The organism is Mesorhizobium sp. M7A.F.Ca.US.006.01.1.1 (genome assembly GCF_003997935.1).
Taxonomy (GTDB): domain Bacteria; phylum Pseudomonadota; class Alphaproteobacteria; order Rhizobiales; family Rhizobiaceae; genus Mesorhizobium.
On the sequence record NZ_RZQL01000171.1, the window covers coordinates 1 to 15,822 of the forward strand.

17 protein-coding genes and 1 tRNA gene are annotated in these 15,822 nt (G+C 61.2%); 12 read left to right on the top strand and 6 right to left on the bottom strand.

From position 1 onward, the window contains the following. On the bottom strand, nucleotides 1-1,072 hold a 1,072-nt coding region (gene tig, locus EN943_RS25515; protein WP_127415114.1), incomplete at its 3' end, for a trigger factor. Nucleotides 1,073-1,447: 375 nt separating this feature from the next. Here tig and EN943_RS25520 point away from each other — a divergent pair. Continuing rightward, nucleotides 1,448-1,532: transfer RNA gene (locus EN943_RS25520), tRNA-Leu, on the top strand. A gap of 91 nt (nucleotides 1,533-1,623) precedes the next feature. On the opposite strand, the gene EN943_RS25525 is transcribed toward EN943_RS25520, so the two are convergent. Then, on the bottom strand, nucleotides 1,624-2,202 hold the full coding sequence (locus EN943_RS25525; RefSeq protein ID WP_127415115.1) for an NUDIX domain-containing protein: 579 nt from the start codon (nucleotides 2,200-2,202) through the stop codon (nucleotides 1,624-1,626). 226 nt (nucleotides 2,203-2,428) lie between these two features. On the opposite strand from EN943_RS25525, the gene EN943_RS25530 reads away from it, so the two are divergent. From EN943_RS25530 to EN943_RS25540, 3 genes are all read left to right on the top strand, one after another. After that, nucleotides 2,429-3,532: an NADH:flavin oxidoreductase/NADH oxidase gene (locus EN943_RS25530; protein ID WP_127415116.1), complete on the top strand. Its 1,104-nt coding sequence runs from the start codon at nucleotides 2,429-2,431 to the stop codon at nucleotides 3,530-3,532. A gap of 255 nt (nucleotides 3,533-3,787) precedes the next feature. Further along, nucleotides 3,788-4,066, top strand: coding sequence for a DUF982 domain-containing protein (locus tag EN943_RS25535; RefSeq protein WP_013532012.1), 279 nt, complete (start codon nucleotides 3,788-3,790; stop codon nucleotides 4,064-4,066). A gap of 30 nt (nucleotides 4,067-4,096) precedes the next feature. Beyond that, nucleotides 4,097-4,336 (top strand): DUF2188 domain-containing protein, encoded by a 240-nt coding sequence (locus EN943_RS25540; RefSeq protein WP_013532013.1) that lies wholly within the window; start codon nucleotides 4,097-4,099, stop codon nucleotides 4,334-4,336. A 79-nt stretch (nucleotides 4,337-4,415) separates the two neighbouring features. Here EN943_RS25540 and EN943_RS25545 read toward each other — a convergent pair whose 3' ends face one another. Continuing rightward, nucleotides 4,416-4,697 carry a hypothetical protein gene (locus EN943_RS25545; protein WP_127415117.1) on the bottom strand — a complete coding sequence of 94 codons (282 nt, stop codon included), beginning with the start codon at nucleotides 4,695-4,697 and terminating at the stop codon, nucleotides 4,416-4,418. Nucleotides 4,698-5,014: 317 nt separating this feature from the next. On the opposite strand from EN943_RS25545, the gene EN943_RS25550 reads away from it, so the two are divergent. From EN943_RS25550 to EN943_RS25585, 8 genes are all read left to right on the top strand, one after another. Beyond that, nucleotides 5,015-5,758: a competence/damage-inducible protein A gene (locus EN943_RS25550; protein WP_127415118.1), complete on the top strand. Its 744-nt coding sequence runs from the start codon at nucleotides 5,015-5,017 to the stop codon at nucleotides 5,756-5,758. An 81-nt stretch (nucleotides 5,759-5,839) separates the two neighbouring features. Further along, nucleotides 5,840-6,673 carry a universal stress protein gene (locus EN943_RS25555; protein WP_127415119.1) on the top strand — a complete coding sequence of 278 codons (834 nt, stop codon included), beginning with the start codon at nucleotides 5,840-5,842 and terminating at the stop codon, nucleotides 6,671-6,673. A 131-nt stretch (nucleotides 6,674-6,804) separates the two neighbouring features. Then, nucleotides 6,805-7,305 (top strand): xanthine phosphoribosyltransferase, encoded by a 501-nt coding sequence (gpt, locus tag EN943_RS25560; RefSeq protein WP_057145797.1) that lies wholly within the window; start codon nucleotides 6,805-6,807, stop codon nucleotides 7,303-7,305. A 212-nt stretch (nucleotides 7,306-7,517) separates the two neighbouring features. After that, a complete protein-coding gene (locus EN943_RS25565) occupies nucleotides 7,518-8,006 on the top strand; it encodes an NUDIX hydrolase (protein ID WP_023810435.1) in 489 nt (162 codons plus the stop codon). A 132-nt stretch (nucleotides 8,007-8,138) separates the two neighbouring features. After that, nucleotides 8,139-8,450 (top strand): PilZ domain-containing protein, encoded by a 312-nt coding sequence (locus tag EN943_RS25570; RefSeq protein ID WP_127415120.1) that lies wholly within the window; start codon nucleotides 8,139-8,141, stop codon nucleotides 8,448-8,450. A 660-nt stretch (nucleotides 8,451-9,110) separates the two neighbouring features. Further along, nucleotides 9,111-12,893 carry a vitamin B12-dependent ribonucleotide reductase gene (locus tag EN943_RS25575; protein ID WP_127415121.1) on the top strand — a complete coding sequence of 1,261 codons (3,783 nt, stop codon included), beginning with the start codon at nucleotides 9,111-9,113 and terminating at the stop codon, nucleotides 12,891-12,893. An 88-nt stretch (nucleotides 12,894-12,981) separates the two neighbouring features. Continuing rightward, a complete protein-coding gene (locus EN943_RS25580; RefSeq protein ID WP_127415122.1) occupies nucleotides 12,982-13,767 on the top strand; it encodes a hypothetical protein in 786 nt (261 codons plus the stop codon). Between the two features lie 26 nt (nucleotides 13,768-13,793). Continuing rightward, entirely contained in the window at nucleotides 13,794-14,000 is a 207-nt protein-coding gene (locus EN943_RS25585; protein WP_127415123.1) for a type II toxin-antitoxin system HicB family antitoxin, read from the top strand. Nucleotides 14,001-14,130: 130 nt separating this feature from the next. Here EN943_RS25585 and EN943_RS25590 read toward each other — a convergent pair whose 3' ends face one another. From EN943_RS25590 to EN943_RS25600, 3 genes are all read right to left on the bottom strand, one after another. Next, a complete protein-coding gene (locus EN943_RS25590) occupies nucleotides 14,131-14,361 on the bottom strand; it encodes a hypothetical protein (protein ID WP_245475967.1) in 231 nt (76 codons plus the stop codon). Next, on the bottom strand, nucleotides 14,345-15,175 hold the full coding sequence (fghA, locus tag EN943_RS25595) for an S-formylglutathione hydrolase (RefSeq protein ID WP_127415124.1): 831 nt from the start codon (nucleotides 15,173-15,175) through the stop codon (nucleotides 14,345-14,347). The genes EN943_RS25590 and fghA overlap by 17 nt, the downstream gene beginning before the upstream one ends. 102 nt (nucleotides 15,176-15,277) lie before the next feature. Then, nucleotides 15,278-15,822, bottom strand: a 545-nt coding sequence (locus EN943_RS25600; protein WP_127415125.1) for a formylmethanofuran dehydrogenase subunit C, incomplete at its 5' end; no start/stop codon positions are given.

Sequence of the window (15,822 nt, forward strand, 5' to 3'; positions counted from 1 at the left end):
GCACGCGGCGCTCGGCAAGCCGCAGATACTCGGCGCGCGCCTCTTCTTCCGTCGTCTCTTCGTCGGCGAAGGTGCGTCCGGCTGCCTCCAGGTCGCGATTGACCTGCGCCCAGATGTTGTTGAACTCGGCGTCGACGAGCTTCGACGGCGCCTCGAACGAATAAGCCGCGTCGAGCTGGTCGAGCAGCTGGCGCTTGACCTTCTGGCGCGTCATGGCGCCGAACTGGTTCTCGATCTGGCCGCGCACGACGTCACGCAGGCGCTCCAGCGACTCCAAGCCGAGGTTCTTGGCGGTCTCGTCGTTGATTTCCAGCGCGCCGGGCTGGGACACTTCCTTGACGGTGACGTCGAAGGTCGCTTCCTTGCCGGCCAGATGCGCGGCCTGGTAGTTTTCCGGGAAAGTCACGGTGACCTGCTTTTCGTCACCGGCCTTGGCGCCGACCAGCTGATCCTCGAAGCCGGGGATGAATTCCTTCGAACCCAGCACCAGCGGCTGATCGGTGCCGGCGCCGCCAGTGAAGGCCTCGCCGTCGATCTTGCCGACATAGTCGATCGAAACGCGGTCGCCATTGGCGGCCTTGCCGGTCTTCGGCTCGTAGCTGCGCGCCGATTCGGCAACGCGCTGGACCTGCTCGTCGATCTCGGTATCCGGAACGTCGAACACCTGGCGTGTGACCTTGATATCGGAAAAGTCCTTGATCTCGATCGCCGGGATGATCTCGTAGTTGAGGCGGAATTCGAAGTCGGCGCCGCCGGCCAGGATCTTCTCGGCTTCCTCCTCGTCCTCGGTCATGATGACTTCGGGCTGCATGGCAGCCTTTTCACCACGCCCGGTAATGATCGAACGGGTCGAATCGTTGAGGATTTCATTGACCACTTCGGCCATGAACGACTTGCCGTAGACCTTGCGCAGGTGCTGCACCGGCACCTTGCCTGGACGGAAGCCGTTGATGCGGACCTTGTTGCGGGCATCCGAAAGCCGCGCCATCAGCTTGGCTTCCATGTCACCGGCCGGCACGGTGATCTTGATCTCTCGCTTGAGACCGGAGTTGAGCGTTTCGGTGACCTGCATCGTAAAACCTTTGTTTTCACCAATGAGACTGCAACGGCCTTCTGCCGTTCACAGCCTGCCGGTATATTCTTGCCGGGAATGGCTTTTGGTACGGAACCTGGCGATTTGACCGAAAACCCGGCTCAAACTCTCCCAAACTGCGTTCCAAAATGTGAATAAGTTCTTGTTTTTCCTACTTCTTATCACATTCTGCAGAAGCGGATCGTCGCGTCCCGTCACATTTGACACGCCTTTTGTCACAGGCGAGGCCAATTTTCAACAGTCTTCGCATTCCGGCGAATAACCAGCATTCGGGCCTGACCCATATCTTGTCGCTGACCCACATCTTGTCTCTGACATTGACAGAATGATGGCCACATGGGATTGCCGGTCCATGCGGATGTGGCGGAACTGGTAGACGCCCTGGATTTAGGTTCCAGTGCCGAAAGGCGTGGGGGTTCGAGTCCCTTCATCCGCACCACCCTTCGCTCTTCGAGCTTCGGGTGGCGGGCCACCCGAAATAGATGACGGAGTGTCCCCCCGAAGCCTTGGCGAAGGAGGACCGACGCCGTTCAGGCGGCGATCGGATTGAGCTTCAGATGCTGGATCAGGATAATGGTCTTGGCGTCGATGATGCGGCCATCGGCGATGCCGGCCAGTGCTTCGTCGAGCGGCATTTCCAGAACCTCGATGTCCTCGCCCTCTTCTTGCGCGCCGCCGCCGGCCGAGATGCGGTCGGCGGGTGAATAGCGGGCGATGAAGAACCAGAGCCGTTCGGTGACGCTGCCGGGGCTCATATAGGGCGAAAACAGCCGCTCGATATCCTTCAAGCGGTAACCCAGCTCTTCCTCGGCTTCCTTGCGGATGGCGGTCTCTGGATCGTTTTCGTCCAACAGGCCGGCACAGGCCTCGATCAGCGGCTCGCGGTGGCCGGTGACGTAGGCGGGATAGCGGAACTGGCGCACCAGAAGCACGGTCGAACGCAAGGGGTCGTAAGGGAGGATCACCGCGCCGTCGCCGCGATCATAGGTCTGGCGGACTTGCGTCTCCCACTGACCGTCGCGCCGGCGGTAGTCGAGAACGGTCTTGTTCAGGACGGCCCAGTCGTCGGAGAGGATTTCCTCCGAACGGACGCGAATACGATCTTCCATCGTGGTCTCCATGCAAAAGCGCGTCGCGCTTTATGCTCCTGTTTTATGCATGTCGCTCTCCCAAACCGGAGCCACTTTTTGGGAGACATGCCTGGCCGAGGCGTAGCCGCGAACCGGCATTTCGGCAATCCCGTCCGTGATTGGTCCAGAACCCCTTTCACCGCCTCGTGTCTGGCGCAGGCGCCATCGGTCGCCTAAATAGCTGCGAACCCTCCCGGAGTTTCTCATGACAGCGTCGCTTTTCCAGTCGATCACCCTCGACGGCCTCACCTTCCCCAACCGCATCGCCGTCGCGCCGATGTGCCAGTATTCCGCCGACGACGGCTCGGCCAGTGACTGGCATCTCCATCACTGGATGAACCTTGCAATGTCCGGCGCCGGCATGGTCACGGTCGAGATGACCGATGTCGAGCGGCGCGGGCGTATCACCCATGGCTGCCTCGGCCTTTATTCCGAAGACAATGAAGCGGCGGCCCGCCGCGCGCTGGACGCCGCACGACGCGTCGCCGCACCCGGTACGAAATTCGGCTCCCAACTCGCCCATGCCGGCCGCAAGGCTTCGAACCGCAAGCCGTGGGAGGGCGGCGGGCCACTGCAGCCAAACGAGGATCCCTGGCAGACCGTCTCAGCCTCGGCGATCCCCTACGACACCGGCTGGAACGTGCCGCACGCACTGGAGGACGAGGAGATCCTGCAGCTGATCGAGCGCTTCGCCGAGGCGGCAAGGCGAGCCGAACGCGCCGGCTTCGATTTCCTCGAACTGCACGCCGCGCATGGCTATCTGATCTTCCAGTTCCTGTCGCCCTTGTCCAACCAGCGCACGGACCGCTGGGGTGGCTCGCTGAAAAACCGCATGCGTCTTGCCGTCGAAATCGCCAAGGCGGTGCGCAAGGCGGTGCCAAAGCTGATGCTCGGCGCAAGGCTGTCGGTGAAGGATTGGGTCGACGGCGGCTTCGACGTGGCGGACGCGATCGAAGTCGCCAAAGCGCTCAAGGACGAGGGCGTCGCCTATCTCTGCTGCTCGAGCGGCGGCAATTCGCCGTTGCAGAAATTGCCCACCGGCCCCGGCTATCAGGTGCATCTGGCGGAGGCGGTGCGCAAGGGCGCTGATATTCCGACCCGCGCTGTCGGCCTGATCGACGACCCCAAGCAGGCCGAAGCGATCCTCACCGAGGGCCGCGCCGACATGGTGGCGCTGGCGCGAGCCTTCCTGGCCGATCCGCGCTGGGGATGGCGTGCGGCGGCGACATTCAGCGAGACGATCCATCCGGCGCCGCAACTTGCCCGTTCGGTGACCACGATGCAGCACTGGATGAAGGCGGCGGGCTGAACGGTCCGCGCTCCCGCACGGCGCGCCTCCTGTCTCCAGACAGCTTGACGGTGCTTTCGCTGCTATTCCGTCCGCAAGCTGTTGCGTGGAGCGAGGCTGCGGCGGGCGTGGCGGGGCGTGAAGGAACCTGTTCAGGGCATTCTTGCCGGTTGCGGCGCTAACCGCAGGTGTAGAGCCTTCAAACAACCTCTGAGACGTTTGGGCGCAGGCTGACGGCCATGGTTGCAACCAAATTGGCTGCTTTGCGTTGCGGCCATAATGGACAACAAACCTTTTGAAGTGCCGGTCGTCGTCGAACTTGGCCACGTCGGCAAATATCGCCACATCCGCAGCGCCCAGGAGGCCGCGGAGTGCCTGATGACGGTGTGGCCGCTCAATCGCGGCCCGCGCCATCGTGATGCCCTCGACACTTGCCTCAAAGTGCTGGAAGGTTATCGTTCGACAGCAGATGCGCGCCGGGCGCTGATTGAAGCCGCCAAGGAATCGGAAGTGCTAGTGCCCGACGACAGACTGCCCGACGACCGGCTGCATTGAGCAGACGGACCTTTCAACCGGAGGTTTTTCATGGCGAAGCTGACTTACAAGATCGTCGAGCATGACGGCGGCTGGGCCTACAAGGTCGGAGCGACCTTTTCCGAGACGTTCCCCACGCATCAGGACGCCTTGCGCGCGGCCGAAATCGCCTCGGCCGAGCAGCAGGTCGCCGGAGCGACCGACGGCATCCAATATGAGGACGCCGAAGGCAAATGGCACGAGGAACTGGCCGACGGCCGCGACCGGCCGCAGACAGAAGTCTCAGATTAATTCCGGCAATCGTTATCGGGCAGGCAAGGAGCCGGCCGCGGACATCGAGAAAGTCCGCGGCCCGCAGCTGCCCATGGCATCATTTGCCGCAATACTGATCGTTGACGTTCCCCTGGGCATTCGCATCAGGGCCGGGCGTGTGATCGGCACATGGGCCGAACGGGCCGGTGTTGCCCAAGGTGTTCAACCCGGAGCCATCTGCATTGATGCTGCCGGTGGTGTTGGGATCGACAGTCGTTTGGTCTTCATTGCCGAACAGCCACCAGCTGTGGTTTGAATAGGTGCTATCCGACGACTGCGCCATCGCCGTGGTGGCGAGGCCAATCGTCAGGACGGATGCTGCTAGAAGTTTTGTGTACATTTTGGATTACTCCATATCTCATCGTCTTTGTCGTCTTGGGAGCGACACAGGTGAAACCCGTCAGTCAACCGATGGTTCCTTGAAATTGTCGTGAAGCTGCCTGGATCTCGGATCGGAGAATGCACGGATCGCAAGGCGTTTGATGAAGGCAACGACCCGTTCAGGCTCGCTGAATTGCGGCATGTGGCCGAGGTCTTCGACGGATTTAAAATCAAGCCTGTCGATCCATATGAGTGCAGCTTGTTCGCCGCTCGAGCGGCATTGCGGCCGCTGCCGCGCCGCGCTATCTCAGGCTACCCGTCATGCCGGAGCCTTCCATGCCTGAAATCGTTACCGCCGCCATGCTCGTCATCGGCGATGAGATTCTGTCCGGTCGAACCAAGGACAAGAACATCGGCCATCTCGCCGACATCATGACGGCGATCGGCATCGACCTGAAGGAAGTGCGTATCGTCCCGGACGAGGAAGACGAGATCATTGCCGCGGTGAACGCCGTGCGCAGCCGCTACACCTATGTGTTCACCACCGGCGGCATTGGCCCGACGCATGACGACATCACGGCCGACTCTATTTCCAAGGCCTTCGGCGTGCCTTGCGAATACGATGCCCGGGCCTATGCGATGCTGGAAGCAAGCTATGCCGCGCGCGGCATCGAATACACGCAGGCCCGCAAGCGCATGGCACGGATGCCGCGCGGCGCCGATCTCATCGACAATCCGGTGTCGGTCGCGCCTGGCTTCCGCATCGGCAACGTCCACGTCATGGCCGGTGTGCCGTCGATTTTCCAGGCCATGCTCGACAATGTCGTGCCGACGCTGAAGGCTGGCACGAAGATGCTTTCGGCAACCGTGCCCTGCCCGTTCGGCGAAGGCCTCATCGGCGGGCCGCTGGGCGATATCCAGAAAGCGCATCCCGATACGATCATCGGCTCATACCCGAAATATGGCGACGGCAAGTTCTGGACCGAGCTGGTCGTGCGTGCCCGCAGCCAGGATGCGCTGGACGCCGCCCGCGCCGATGTCGAAGCGATGGTAGCCGGCTTCGCCAACGACCCCGGCTGATCTGGTCCAGACCGGAACAAAGCACGACGCTGCAACGTTTCCCCGGCACGAGTTCGCCAGCTCGTAAACTGAGGGATTGTCATGCGATTCAAAACCATCGTCGCCATTCTGCAGAACGAGCAGGACGCCGAGCGCGTGCTCGACTGCGCCATTCCGCTCGCCACCCGGTTCCAGAGCCATCTGGTCGGCATCCACGCCGAGACGCTTCCCGTGCCCTACACCTCTGCCACAGGCTTTCCCGACACCGAATTCCTGCAGGTTTCGGCAGATATGAACCGGGAACGGGCCGGGAAACTGAGGACGCTGTTTCTCAGGCATATCGAGGATTCCGGTCTTTCCTTCGAGTGGCGAAGCCTGGAGAGTTTTTCGGGTGACAGCGCGCTGACCGGGATTTCGAGCGTGCGAGCCGCCGACCTGATCATAGCGGCGCAGCGCGAAACGGGCGGCGATTCCAGCGCGGACGTAGACACGCTGGTCTACGATGCCGGCCGGCCGGTGCTGGTGGTGCCGCACGAGGGTCCGCTGATCACCACTTTCAAACGCGTCTTGCTCGCCTGGAACGGCAGCAAGGAAGCGGCGCGCGCCGCCTTCGACGCGCTGCCCTTCATCATCGAAGCCGAGAAGACCGACATATTGGTTATCGACCCTCCTGAAACACTCGACGACAGCCCGGAGGCCGCCGGCGCCGAAATCGCCTCGGCGCTATCCCGCCACGGCGCCACCGTCAGCGTCTCGGTGCAGCAGTCGGGCGGCAGTTCGGTCGACGACATCATCCAGACCAGGATCGCGGAAACCGGCGCCGATCTGCTGGTGCTCGGCGCCTACAGCCACTCATGGCTGCGCCAGCTTCTGTTCGGCGGTGTGACGCGCAGCGTGCTGCGCACCGCGCCAGTTGCTGCCTTCCTGTCGCGGTAAGTCCACAGCAATCGCTGGCCCTTGCCTTGCCAAGGCCCCTGCTCTTGCCAAGATGGGGGCTTTCCAGCTAATTCCGCGCGCATTCCCCTGTTTTCTTGCGCGCGATCCCCGCGTGCTGTGGAGCGCGCTACATGTCCCTTCCCGAAAAAGCCTTTCCGGTCTCCTGGGACCAGTTCCATCGCGACGCTCGCGCACTCGCCTGGCGGCTTGCCGGTGCCAACAAGGGGCAATGGAAAGCGATCGTCTGCATCACGCGAGGCGGGTTGGTGCCGGCGGCGATCATCTCGCGTGAACTTGGCATCCGCGTCATCGAAACCGTCTGCGTCGCCTCCTATCACGATTATACCAGCCAGGGGCAGTTGCAGGTCCTCAAGGAGATCACCCCTGCCCTGCTCGCCGAAGACGGCGCCGGCGTGCTGATCATCGACGACCTGACCGACACCGGCAAGACGGCGGGCATCGTGCGCGCGATGATGCCCAAGGCGCATTTCGCCACCGTCTATGCCAAGCCGAAAGGCAGGCCGCTGGTCGATACTTTCGTCACCGAAGTCAGCCAGGACACCTGGATCTATTTCCCGTGGGACATGGGCTTCACCTACCAGAAGCCGATCGCCGACGACCACGCCGGCTGATTCGCAACTACCTGCCTGTTACAGACCAGCAGCTTGCACCGGGCATGATTTGCTTTCGCAAACAGGTACGACAGGGCCGGATATTTTGCGAAATCGACGTCTATTGGCGGAAATGGGCCAGGCGAATGAAATTTTTTACTTTTATTGCCGACAATTAGCCGTAAGATTCGTGAGACGGCAAACGATTCCGGAGGCTGGGGCTAGCTTCTTCGATGTTGACGAGGCCAACGACACACAATCATCTGGCCGAAAGGGTCCGACGGCTCTTCGGCACGGCGCCGTGCCGCCTGCAGGTTGCCGCCCTGCCGTGGCGCGACACGGGAGACGGCGTCGAAATCATGCTGATCACCAGCCGCGATACCGGCCGCTGGGTTTTGCCCAAGGGCTGGCCAGAGGCCAGGGAGCCACTCTGCGAGGCTGCGGCGCGCGAAGCCGGCGAGGAGGCCGGGCTGCGCGGCCGTGTCTCTCATCTTGAAGCCGGCCGTTACTTTTACGCCAAGGTACTGGCTTCCGGCGAAGAAGTGCCGTGCGAGGTTCTGGTGTTTCCGCTGCATGTCGACAAAGTCGCGGATCGCTGGAAGGAAAAACACTCGCGCACCCGCAAATGGGTCCGTGCAAGCGAAGCGGTGCGCATGGTCAACGAACCCGACCTTTGCCAGATCATCGCCTATTTCTGCGCCGACCCGCACAGCTTCTCCTGACGCGCGGCCACACCGCGCTCTTTGCAAAACGGGACTGGCTTGCAACTGCTGGACATGCGTTACCGCGCATCGAGATGAATGCTTTGCTAAGGAATCAAGGATAGGATTCGGCAGCTCTGGTATTTTTGATCGATGGCGAATCCCGCAAATCCAATTCCAAACGAGTCCGACGAGCCCCAGCGCGAGCATCGTCCGCGCGTGCTCAAGGGCGGGTCGATCATCACCGGAATTTCGAATTCGGAAGTCGGCTGCACGCTGCGCAACCAGCACGAAGGCGGCGCCGAACTGAAGGTACTGCTGGAAGCCCGGGTTCCCGATCGCTTCCTTCTCTATGTGCCGCTCGACGGCATTGCCTATCGTTGCGAGGTCCGCTGGCGACGCAACGACCGTATCGGGGTGCAGTTCACAGGCACAGAGCCAAAACCCCGGCTGCATTACGGCTGATCTTGCGGGGACGGTTGGCAAGCTCGCGCCGGGACCCGCCTTCACGACACTTTGGATCGTTGCCGCGTCTGGACTGCCTGGTGGCGACCAAAATTGCGCTAGCCGCACCGCATTCTATCCCCGTTATCCACATATGTGACACACAAGATGTTGGGGTCACAAAAGCTACGCAAACGAATCCTTGACGGCGCAAAACGAGTCGCCTTTTATAGGGCATGCGCTCTTGTTGAGAGTGCGACCGGAAAGTTCTGAGCCCGGTCTTTTCCCGGATTATGTGCGTTTTGCTCGCATTTCCGCCTGTTTACGAGGCCGGCGGAAGCGTTGGAATTGTAGGGCGGTTGGGGTCGATAGGGACAATTGTCGGGCTTGAATAAATTGTCTGTTAATACTATATTTAGTGTTTGCAGGTAGGTTCGACGCTAGATAGTGTGAATTTCCCTCGACCGAGGGAATCGGAAAAAAATCAGTTTTGAGGGACCCGTGGGTTCGTCGGCGTTGGACAGGCACTTCGCAAGGAGTTTGACCAGCAGGGCCGGCGGAGGCTGCGGAATGAAGAGCCGGCCGTTTTCGGACGCCGGCAGACGGCGGACATGCGCGTTTCGCATCGGGGGCAGAAATCCCTGGGGAAAAGCGCTATATATAGACAAAGGGACCGGACCAATGCGCATCGAGCGTCGTTTCACCAAGCCAGGACAATCTGCCTATGCGGAGATCGAATTCCGCAAGGCGCTTTCGGAGATCAAGAATCCGGATGGTTCGGTGGTGTTCCGCCTGGACAATATCGACGTGCCGGCGCAGTTCTCCCAGGTTGCCGCCGACATCCTGGCGCAGAAGTATTTCCGCAAGGCCGGTGTTCCCGCGCGCCTGAAGAAGATCGAAGAGAACGACGTCCCCTCCTTCCTGTGGCGCTCAGTCGCCGATGAGGCGGAACTCGCCAAGCTGCCGGAAGCCGAGCGCTACGGCTCCGAGATCGATGCGCGCCAGGTCTTCGACCGGCTGGCCGGCACCTGGACCTATTGGGGCTGGAAGGGCGGCTACTTCAAGGCGTCGGAGGAAGACGCGCGCGCCTTCCGCGACGAGCTTGCCTATATGCTGGCCACCCAGCGCGTGGCGCCGAATTCCCCGCAATGGTTCAACACCGGCCTGCACTGGGCCTATGGCATCGACGGCCCGAGCCAGGGCCACTTCTATGTCGACCCGTTCACCGGCAAGCTGACCAAGTCGAAATCCTCCTACGAGCATCCGCAGCCGCATGCCTGCTTCATCCAGGGCGTGCAGGACGATCTCGTCAACGAGGGCGGCATCATGGACCTTTGGGTGCGTGAAGCGCGCCTGTTCAAATACGGCTCCGGCACCGGCTCCAACTTCTCGCTGCTGCGCGGCGAAGGCGAAAAACTGTCCGGTGGCGGCCGCTCGTCGGGCCTGATGAGCTTCCTCAAGATCGGCGACCGCGCGGCGGGCGCCATCAAGTCGGGCGGCACGACGCGCCGCGCCGCCAAAATGGTCATCGTCGACGCCGACCACCCCGATATCGAGGAATTCATCGACTGGAAGGTCAATGAAGAGCAGAAGGTCGCCTCGCTGGTGACCGGCTCGAAGATCGTCAAGAAACATCTCGAAGCGATCATGAAGGCCTGCGTCAACTGCGAAGGCAATGGCGACGACTGCTTCGACCCGTCGATCAACTCCGCGCTGAAGCGCGAGATCAAGGCGGCCAAGAAGTCCGCCGTGCCGGAGAACTACATCTACCGCGTCATCCAGTTCGCCAAGCAGGGCTATAGCTCGATGTCGTTCAAGACCTACGACACAGACTGGGATTCGGATGCCTACCTCACGGTTTCGGGCCAGAACTCCAACAATTCGGTGTCGCTGAAGGACAATTTCCTGCGCGCCGTCGAGGACGATGCCGACTGGCACCTGACCGCCCGCAAGGACGGCAAGGTGCTGAAGACGCTGAAGGCCAGGGATCTCTGGGAAAAGATCGGTTACGCCGCCTGGGCGTCGGCCGATCCGGGCCTGCATTTCAACACGACGATGAACGACTGGCACACCTGCGCTTCGGCCGGTGCGATCCGGGCGTCCAACCCGTGCTCCGAATACATGTTCCTCGACGACACGGCCTGCAATCTCGCCTCGATCAATCTGCTCCCCTACCGCAACGCCGACGGCACGATCGACATCGCAGCCTACGAGCACACGGTGCGGCTGTGGACCATCGTGCTCGAAATCTCCGTCATGATGGCGCAGTTCCCGTCGAAGGAGATCGCCAAGCAGTCCTACGAATACCGCACGCTCGGCCTCGGCTATGCCAATATCGGCGGCCTGCTGATGACGTCGGGCATTCCCTACGACTCCGATGAAGGCCGCGCGATCTGCGCCGCACTCACCGCGATCATGACCGGCATGGCCTATGCCACCTCGGCCGAGATGGCCGGCGAACTCGGCGCCTTCGCCGACTACGACCGCAATGCCCAGAACATGCTGCGCGTCATGCGCAACCATCGCCGTGCCGCCTATGGCGAGAAGCAGGGCTACGAGAAGCTCGCCGTCAACCCGGTGCCGCTGGTCGCTTCCGACCTGAAGCAGCAGGACCTTGCAACCCACGCCAAGGCCGCCTGGGACCGCGCCATCGAACTCGGCGAGGAGCATGGCTACCGCAACGCGCAGGCGACCGTGATTGCGCCGACCGGCACGATCGGCCTGGTCATGGATTGCGATACCACCGGCATCGAGCCCGACTTCGCGCTGGTGAAGTTCAAGAAGCTGGCCGGCGGCGGCTATTTCAAGATCATCAACCGCGCCGTGCCGGAAGCGCTGCGCACGCTCGGCTATTCCGAAGCCCAGATCGCCGAGATGGAGGCCTATGCGGTCGGCCACGGCAACCTCAACCAGGCGCCCGCGATCAACCCCGGCGCGCTCAAGGCCAAGGGCTTCACCGACGAGAAGATCGCGGCGCTCAACGCAGCCTTGAAGTCGGCCTTTGACATCAAGTTCGTCTTCAACCAGTGGACGCTCGGCGCCGACTGGGTGAAAGAGACGTTCGGCTTCACCGACGAGCAACTCAACGACTTCTCGTTCGAGATCCTGCCGGCGCTCGGCTTCTCCCGGAAGGACATCGAGGCCGCCAACATCCATGTCTGCGGTGCGATGACGCTGGAAGGCGCGCCGTTCCTCAAGGCCGAACACCTGGCGGTGTTCGATTGCGCCAGCCCGTGCGGCAAGATCGGCAAGCGCTCGCTGTCCATCAACAGCCACATCCAGATGATGGCGGCAGCACAGCCCTTCATCTCCGGCGCCATCTCGAAGACCATCAACATGCCCAACGATGCGACGGTGGAAGACGCCAAGGGCGCCTACATGCTGTCGTGGAAGCTGGCGCTGAAGGCCAACGCGCTCTACCGCGACGGCTCGAAGCTGTCGCAGCCGCTCAACTCCTCGCTGCTCGCCGATGGCGAGGACGACGAGGATGAAGCCGTCGAGCAGCTGCTCGCCGCACCTGCGGCAGCACGTGCCGCACAGATCACCGAGCGGATCGTCGAGCGCATCATCGAGCGCGTGTCGCGCGAGCAGGAAAAGCTGCCCGGCCGCCGCAAGGGTTACACCCAGAAGGCCAAGATCGGTGGCAACACCATCTTCCTGCGCACCGGCGAATATGACGATGGCCGTCTCGGCGAGATCTTCATCGACATGAACAAGGAAGGCGCGACCTTGCGTGGCCTTCTCAACAACTTCGCCATCGCCATTTCGCTCGGCCTGCAATATGGCGTGCCGCTCGACGAATATGTGCACGCCTTCACCTTCACCAAATTCGAGCCGGCCGGCATGGTGCAGGGCAATGACGCCATCAAGAGCGCGACGTCGATCCTCGACTACGTGTTCCGCGAGCTGGCGATCTCCTATCTCGGGCGCAACGATCTCGCCCATGTCGACCAGTCGGACTTTTCCAACACCGCACTTGGCCGCGGCATCAGCGAAGGCAAGACCGATGCGGTCTCCAAGGGCCTGACCCGTGGCGCCTCGCCGGTGAAGCTGGTGTCGCGCGTCAGCGGCAACGATCCGAAAGGCTTTGCGGCTCCCTCAGGCGCCCCTGCCCGCTCGGCACCGACCGCCTTCTCCGGCTCCAACGTGCTGGCGCTGAAACCGGCCAGCGACGAAGCGGTCGCCTACAAGCGCGACTATGAGGAGCGGGCGAAGGAACTGGCCGAGGACATCGCCTTCGAGGAAGCAGCGGGTGTTGCTTCCGACGCCACGGCGGGATTGTTCACCGACGCCGCGGCCGTTGAGGCGGCGGAAGCCAAGAAACTCGCCAACGACCGCCGGGCCAAATCGCTGCTCCAGGGCTACACCGGCAATTCCTGCTCCGAGTGCCAGAACTTTACCATGGTGCGCAACGGGACTTGCGAGAAGTGCGATACGTGCGGCTCGACGAGCGGGTGCAGCTGAGGAAAGTCTGAAGCGCTAAAACGCAACATCATCGGCCCGGTCGTAAGATCGGGCCGAGAAGGCAAAAGGAACAAAAAGGGTACGTAAATTGAACCGGAGCACCACATCAAAAGTCAAATCGACCTCAAGAACGCCGCCGGTAGACGTTCGACGACGGCTTAGAGCAGAAGTCGGCTTCGGGTGCCCTCTGTGCGGTTCTCCGCATCTGGAATACCACCACTTCAATCCTACCTGGGCCGAGCAAAAACATCACGATCAACAGGGCATGATCGCATTGTGCGCTGAACATCACGCTGCTGCTGATTCCGGAGCGTTCACAAACGATCAACTTAAGAGTCTTAAGCGACCCAACCACACTTTCGTCCAAAGTAGCTTTCAGCGGCGAAGAAAACACACCGTTTTCGTTTGCGGTGGGAATTACGCCTATCAATGCGACAGTATGCTTCGCGTCGCAGGGATAGATCTAATATACTTTGAAAAGGATGAATTCGGATACGATACTCTTTCTTTAAACATATATGACGTTTGCATGAATAGAATATTCGAAATGCGAATGAACGATTGGTTGGCCAGAATAAATGTAGACGACATCGAGACGCCGCCAGCCGCGCGAACGCTTTTATTCAAGTCGGCCATCCATCGAGTTAACGTCAAAATCGAATTTAAAGATAGGAAGATGCTGAACCCCGAAGACAATAATATCTCTACCGAATTCGGAATTCCTGCCGATGAAGACGTCGTTTTCTGCTTCTTTACAGGCGATATACCTGCACCGGTGCCGGTCAAATTCAACAACAGCAACATCCAGGTCGGCAGTATGATAGTGGGAGGCAGTCGTATGGCGGGCTGCGGTGTCGGGGTCCAAGTTAATTAAGCTTAAGCCACTGAAGGAGTGATGACATGCGTTACGCCGTGGTGATCGAAAAGGCAGGGAACAACTTCTCCGCCTATGTGCCGGACCTACCCGGCTGCATCGCGACCGGTGCGACCGTGCTTGAGGTGGAAACCGAGATACGCGACGCGATACGCTTTCACATCGAAGGCTTGCGAGCCGATGGGCTGGATGTGCCCAAAGGCGTCAGCCTAGCGGAGTACGTAGAGGCGTAGGCAGCCGCGCCATCCATTCGATCCTGGTTCCTACCCCTTCGGCAAACACCTGCAGCGTCTGCTCGTCAAACAACGGCTCGTGCTGGCCTATCCGCACAAACAGCAGCTTGCGGCCCTCACCCGCCGACACCTAGAAATACTGGATGCCGTCAGGCATTTCGCCCCAGTCGCCGCACGGTGGCTCCGGGATCTCATCGGGGTCGGCTACTGTTTTCAGTTCTTTCGCGTAGGCAGCGTCAGGGCTGAACGCATAGCGTCTGATGGCGGCAGGAGCGGCGCCCTTGGTGTAAGGCGTCGAATTCAATGAGTTGTTTGCATCAGGCCAAGCCTTCGGCTTGCCCGGCTCAAAGTCTCTCGCCATGCCATCTCAGATGGTCGCCCATGAAGCTGGAGATGAAAAGATACGAGTGATCGTATCCATCCTGCATCCGCAATTTTAGCGGAATACCCGCTTTGGCGCAGGCCGCCTCAAGCAGCCAAGGCCTCAGCCCGTCGTCAAGAAATCCATCCGACGTTCCCTGATCCACCAAAAATTCAGGGAAACGATATCCGTCGTCGATGAGCGACGTCGCGTCGCAGGTTCGCCACGAGGCCTCATCCTTGCCGAGATACTTCTCAAAAGCCGGTCTCGACCAGCCGGCGGTGCTTGGCTGGGCGATCGGGGCGAACGCCGAGCAGCTCTTGAAACGTTGCGGATTCTTCAAGGCAATCGTCAGCGCGCCATGCCCGCCCATCGAATGGCCAAAGATTGCCTGGCGCGCCATATCGGCTGGAAATTCAGCCGCGATGAGAGCCGGCAACTCCTCGGTGACATAGGAATACATGCGATAATTCTTCGCATAAGGTTCTTGCGTCGCATCAAGATAGAAGCCGGCGCCGGAGCCGAACTGCCAGTTGTCTTTTTCATCCGGAATGTCGGCCCCGCGCGGGCTGGTGTCGGGACAAACGACGATCAGGCCGAGCTCGGCGGCCATGCGCCTGTACTCGCCCTTGTCCATTACATTGGCGTGGGTGCACGTCAGGCCTGAGAGATACCACACAACGGGACAAGGCGTTTCCCGCGCCCGCGGAGGTATGAAAACGGCAAAAATCATGTCGCAACGGCAACTCGTCGAGAAATGGGAATAGACGCCCTGCACGCCGCCATGGGCTTTCGTTTGAGAGATGATCTTCATGTGTTCTCCACGTTGCGGGTCGGATGACGGCCGGCCCCACCACTGCCACCCAGCGGCAAGCACTTGCGTCCTGCCATTCTACGGTTCCTGTGTCGACGGATCTCAGCGCGGAAAAAGAACCTCGCCCATTCCGAGCACTGCATTATCCCCGCCATATTTGTGCGGTGCGCTTCCCAGAAGCGGCCGTTTCAAAATGCCCTCGGCGATCAGATGACGATCGATGATGGCGGCGAAAACGCTCTCGGGTGCGCCGCATTCGACGAAGCTCGGCGACATGCGTGCCGGCGCGCGATCGAGAAGGATCGAACCGCGACGCATCAAATAGCCGGGCATCTCGCCGGTGCCACCGGCCACCACCAGGGTGCCGGCGATCATGCGGCTGCCGGCATGGTCGCCGGAGCCTTTCAGCACCGCGATCAGGCCGCGCCGCATGCGATCCGCCGCGAAGGCGCCCGCTCTGCCCCTGACGATCAACACACCGCCGTTCATGCCGGCCAGTTCCCCGACGAGCGGCGCACCGAGATGGTCGTCGGCATTGCCTGTTATCTCAAGCCTGCCGCCGCGCATGCCGGAGCCGGCGTATGGGCCCGCATTGCCTTCGATCGTGAGCTTGCCGCCGCGCATGGCGCGCCCGGCCTGGGCGCCGG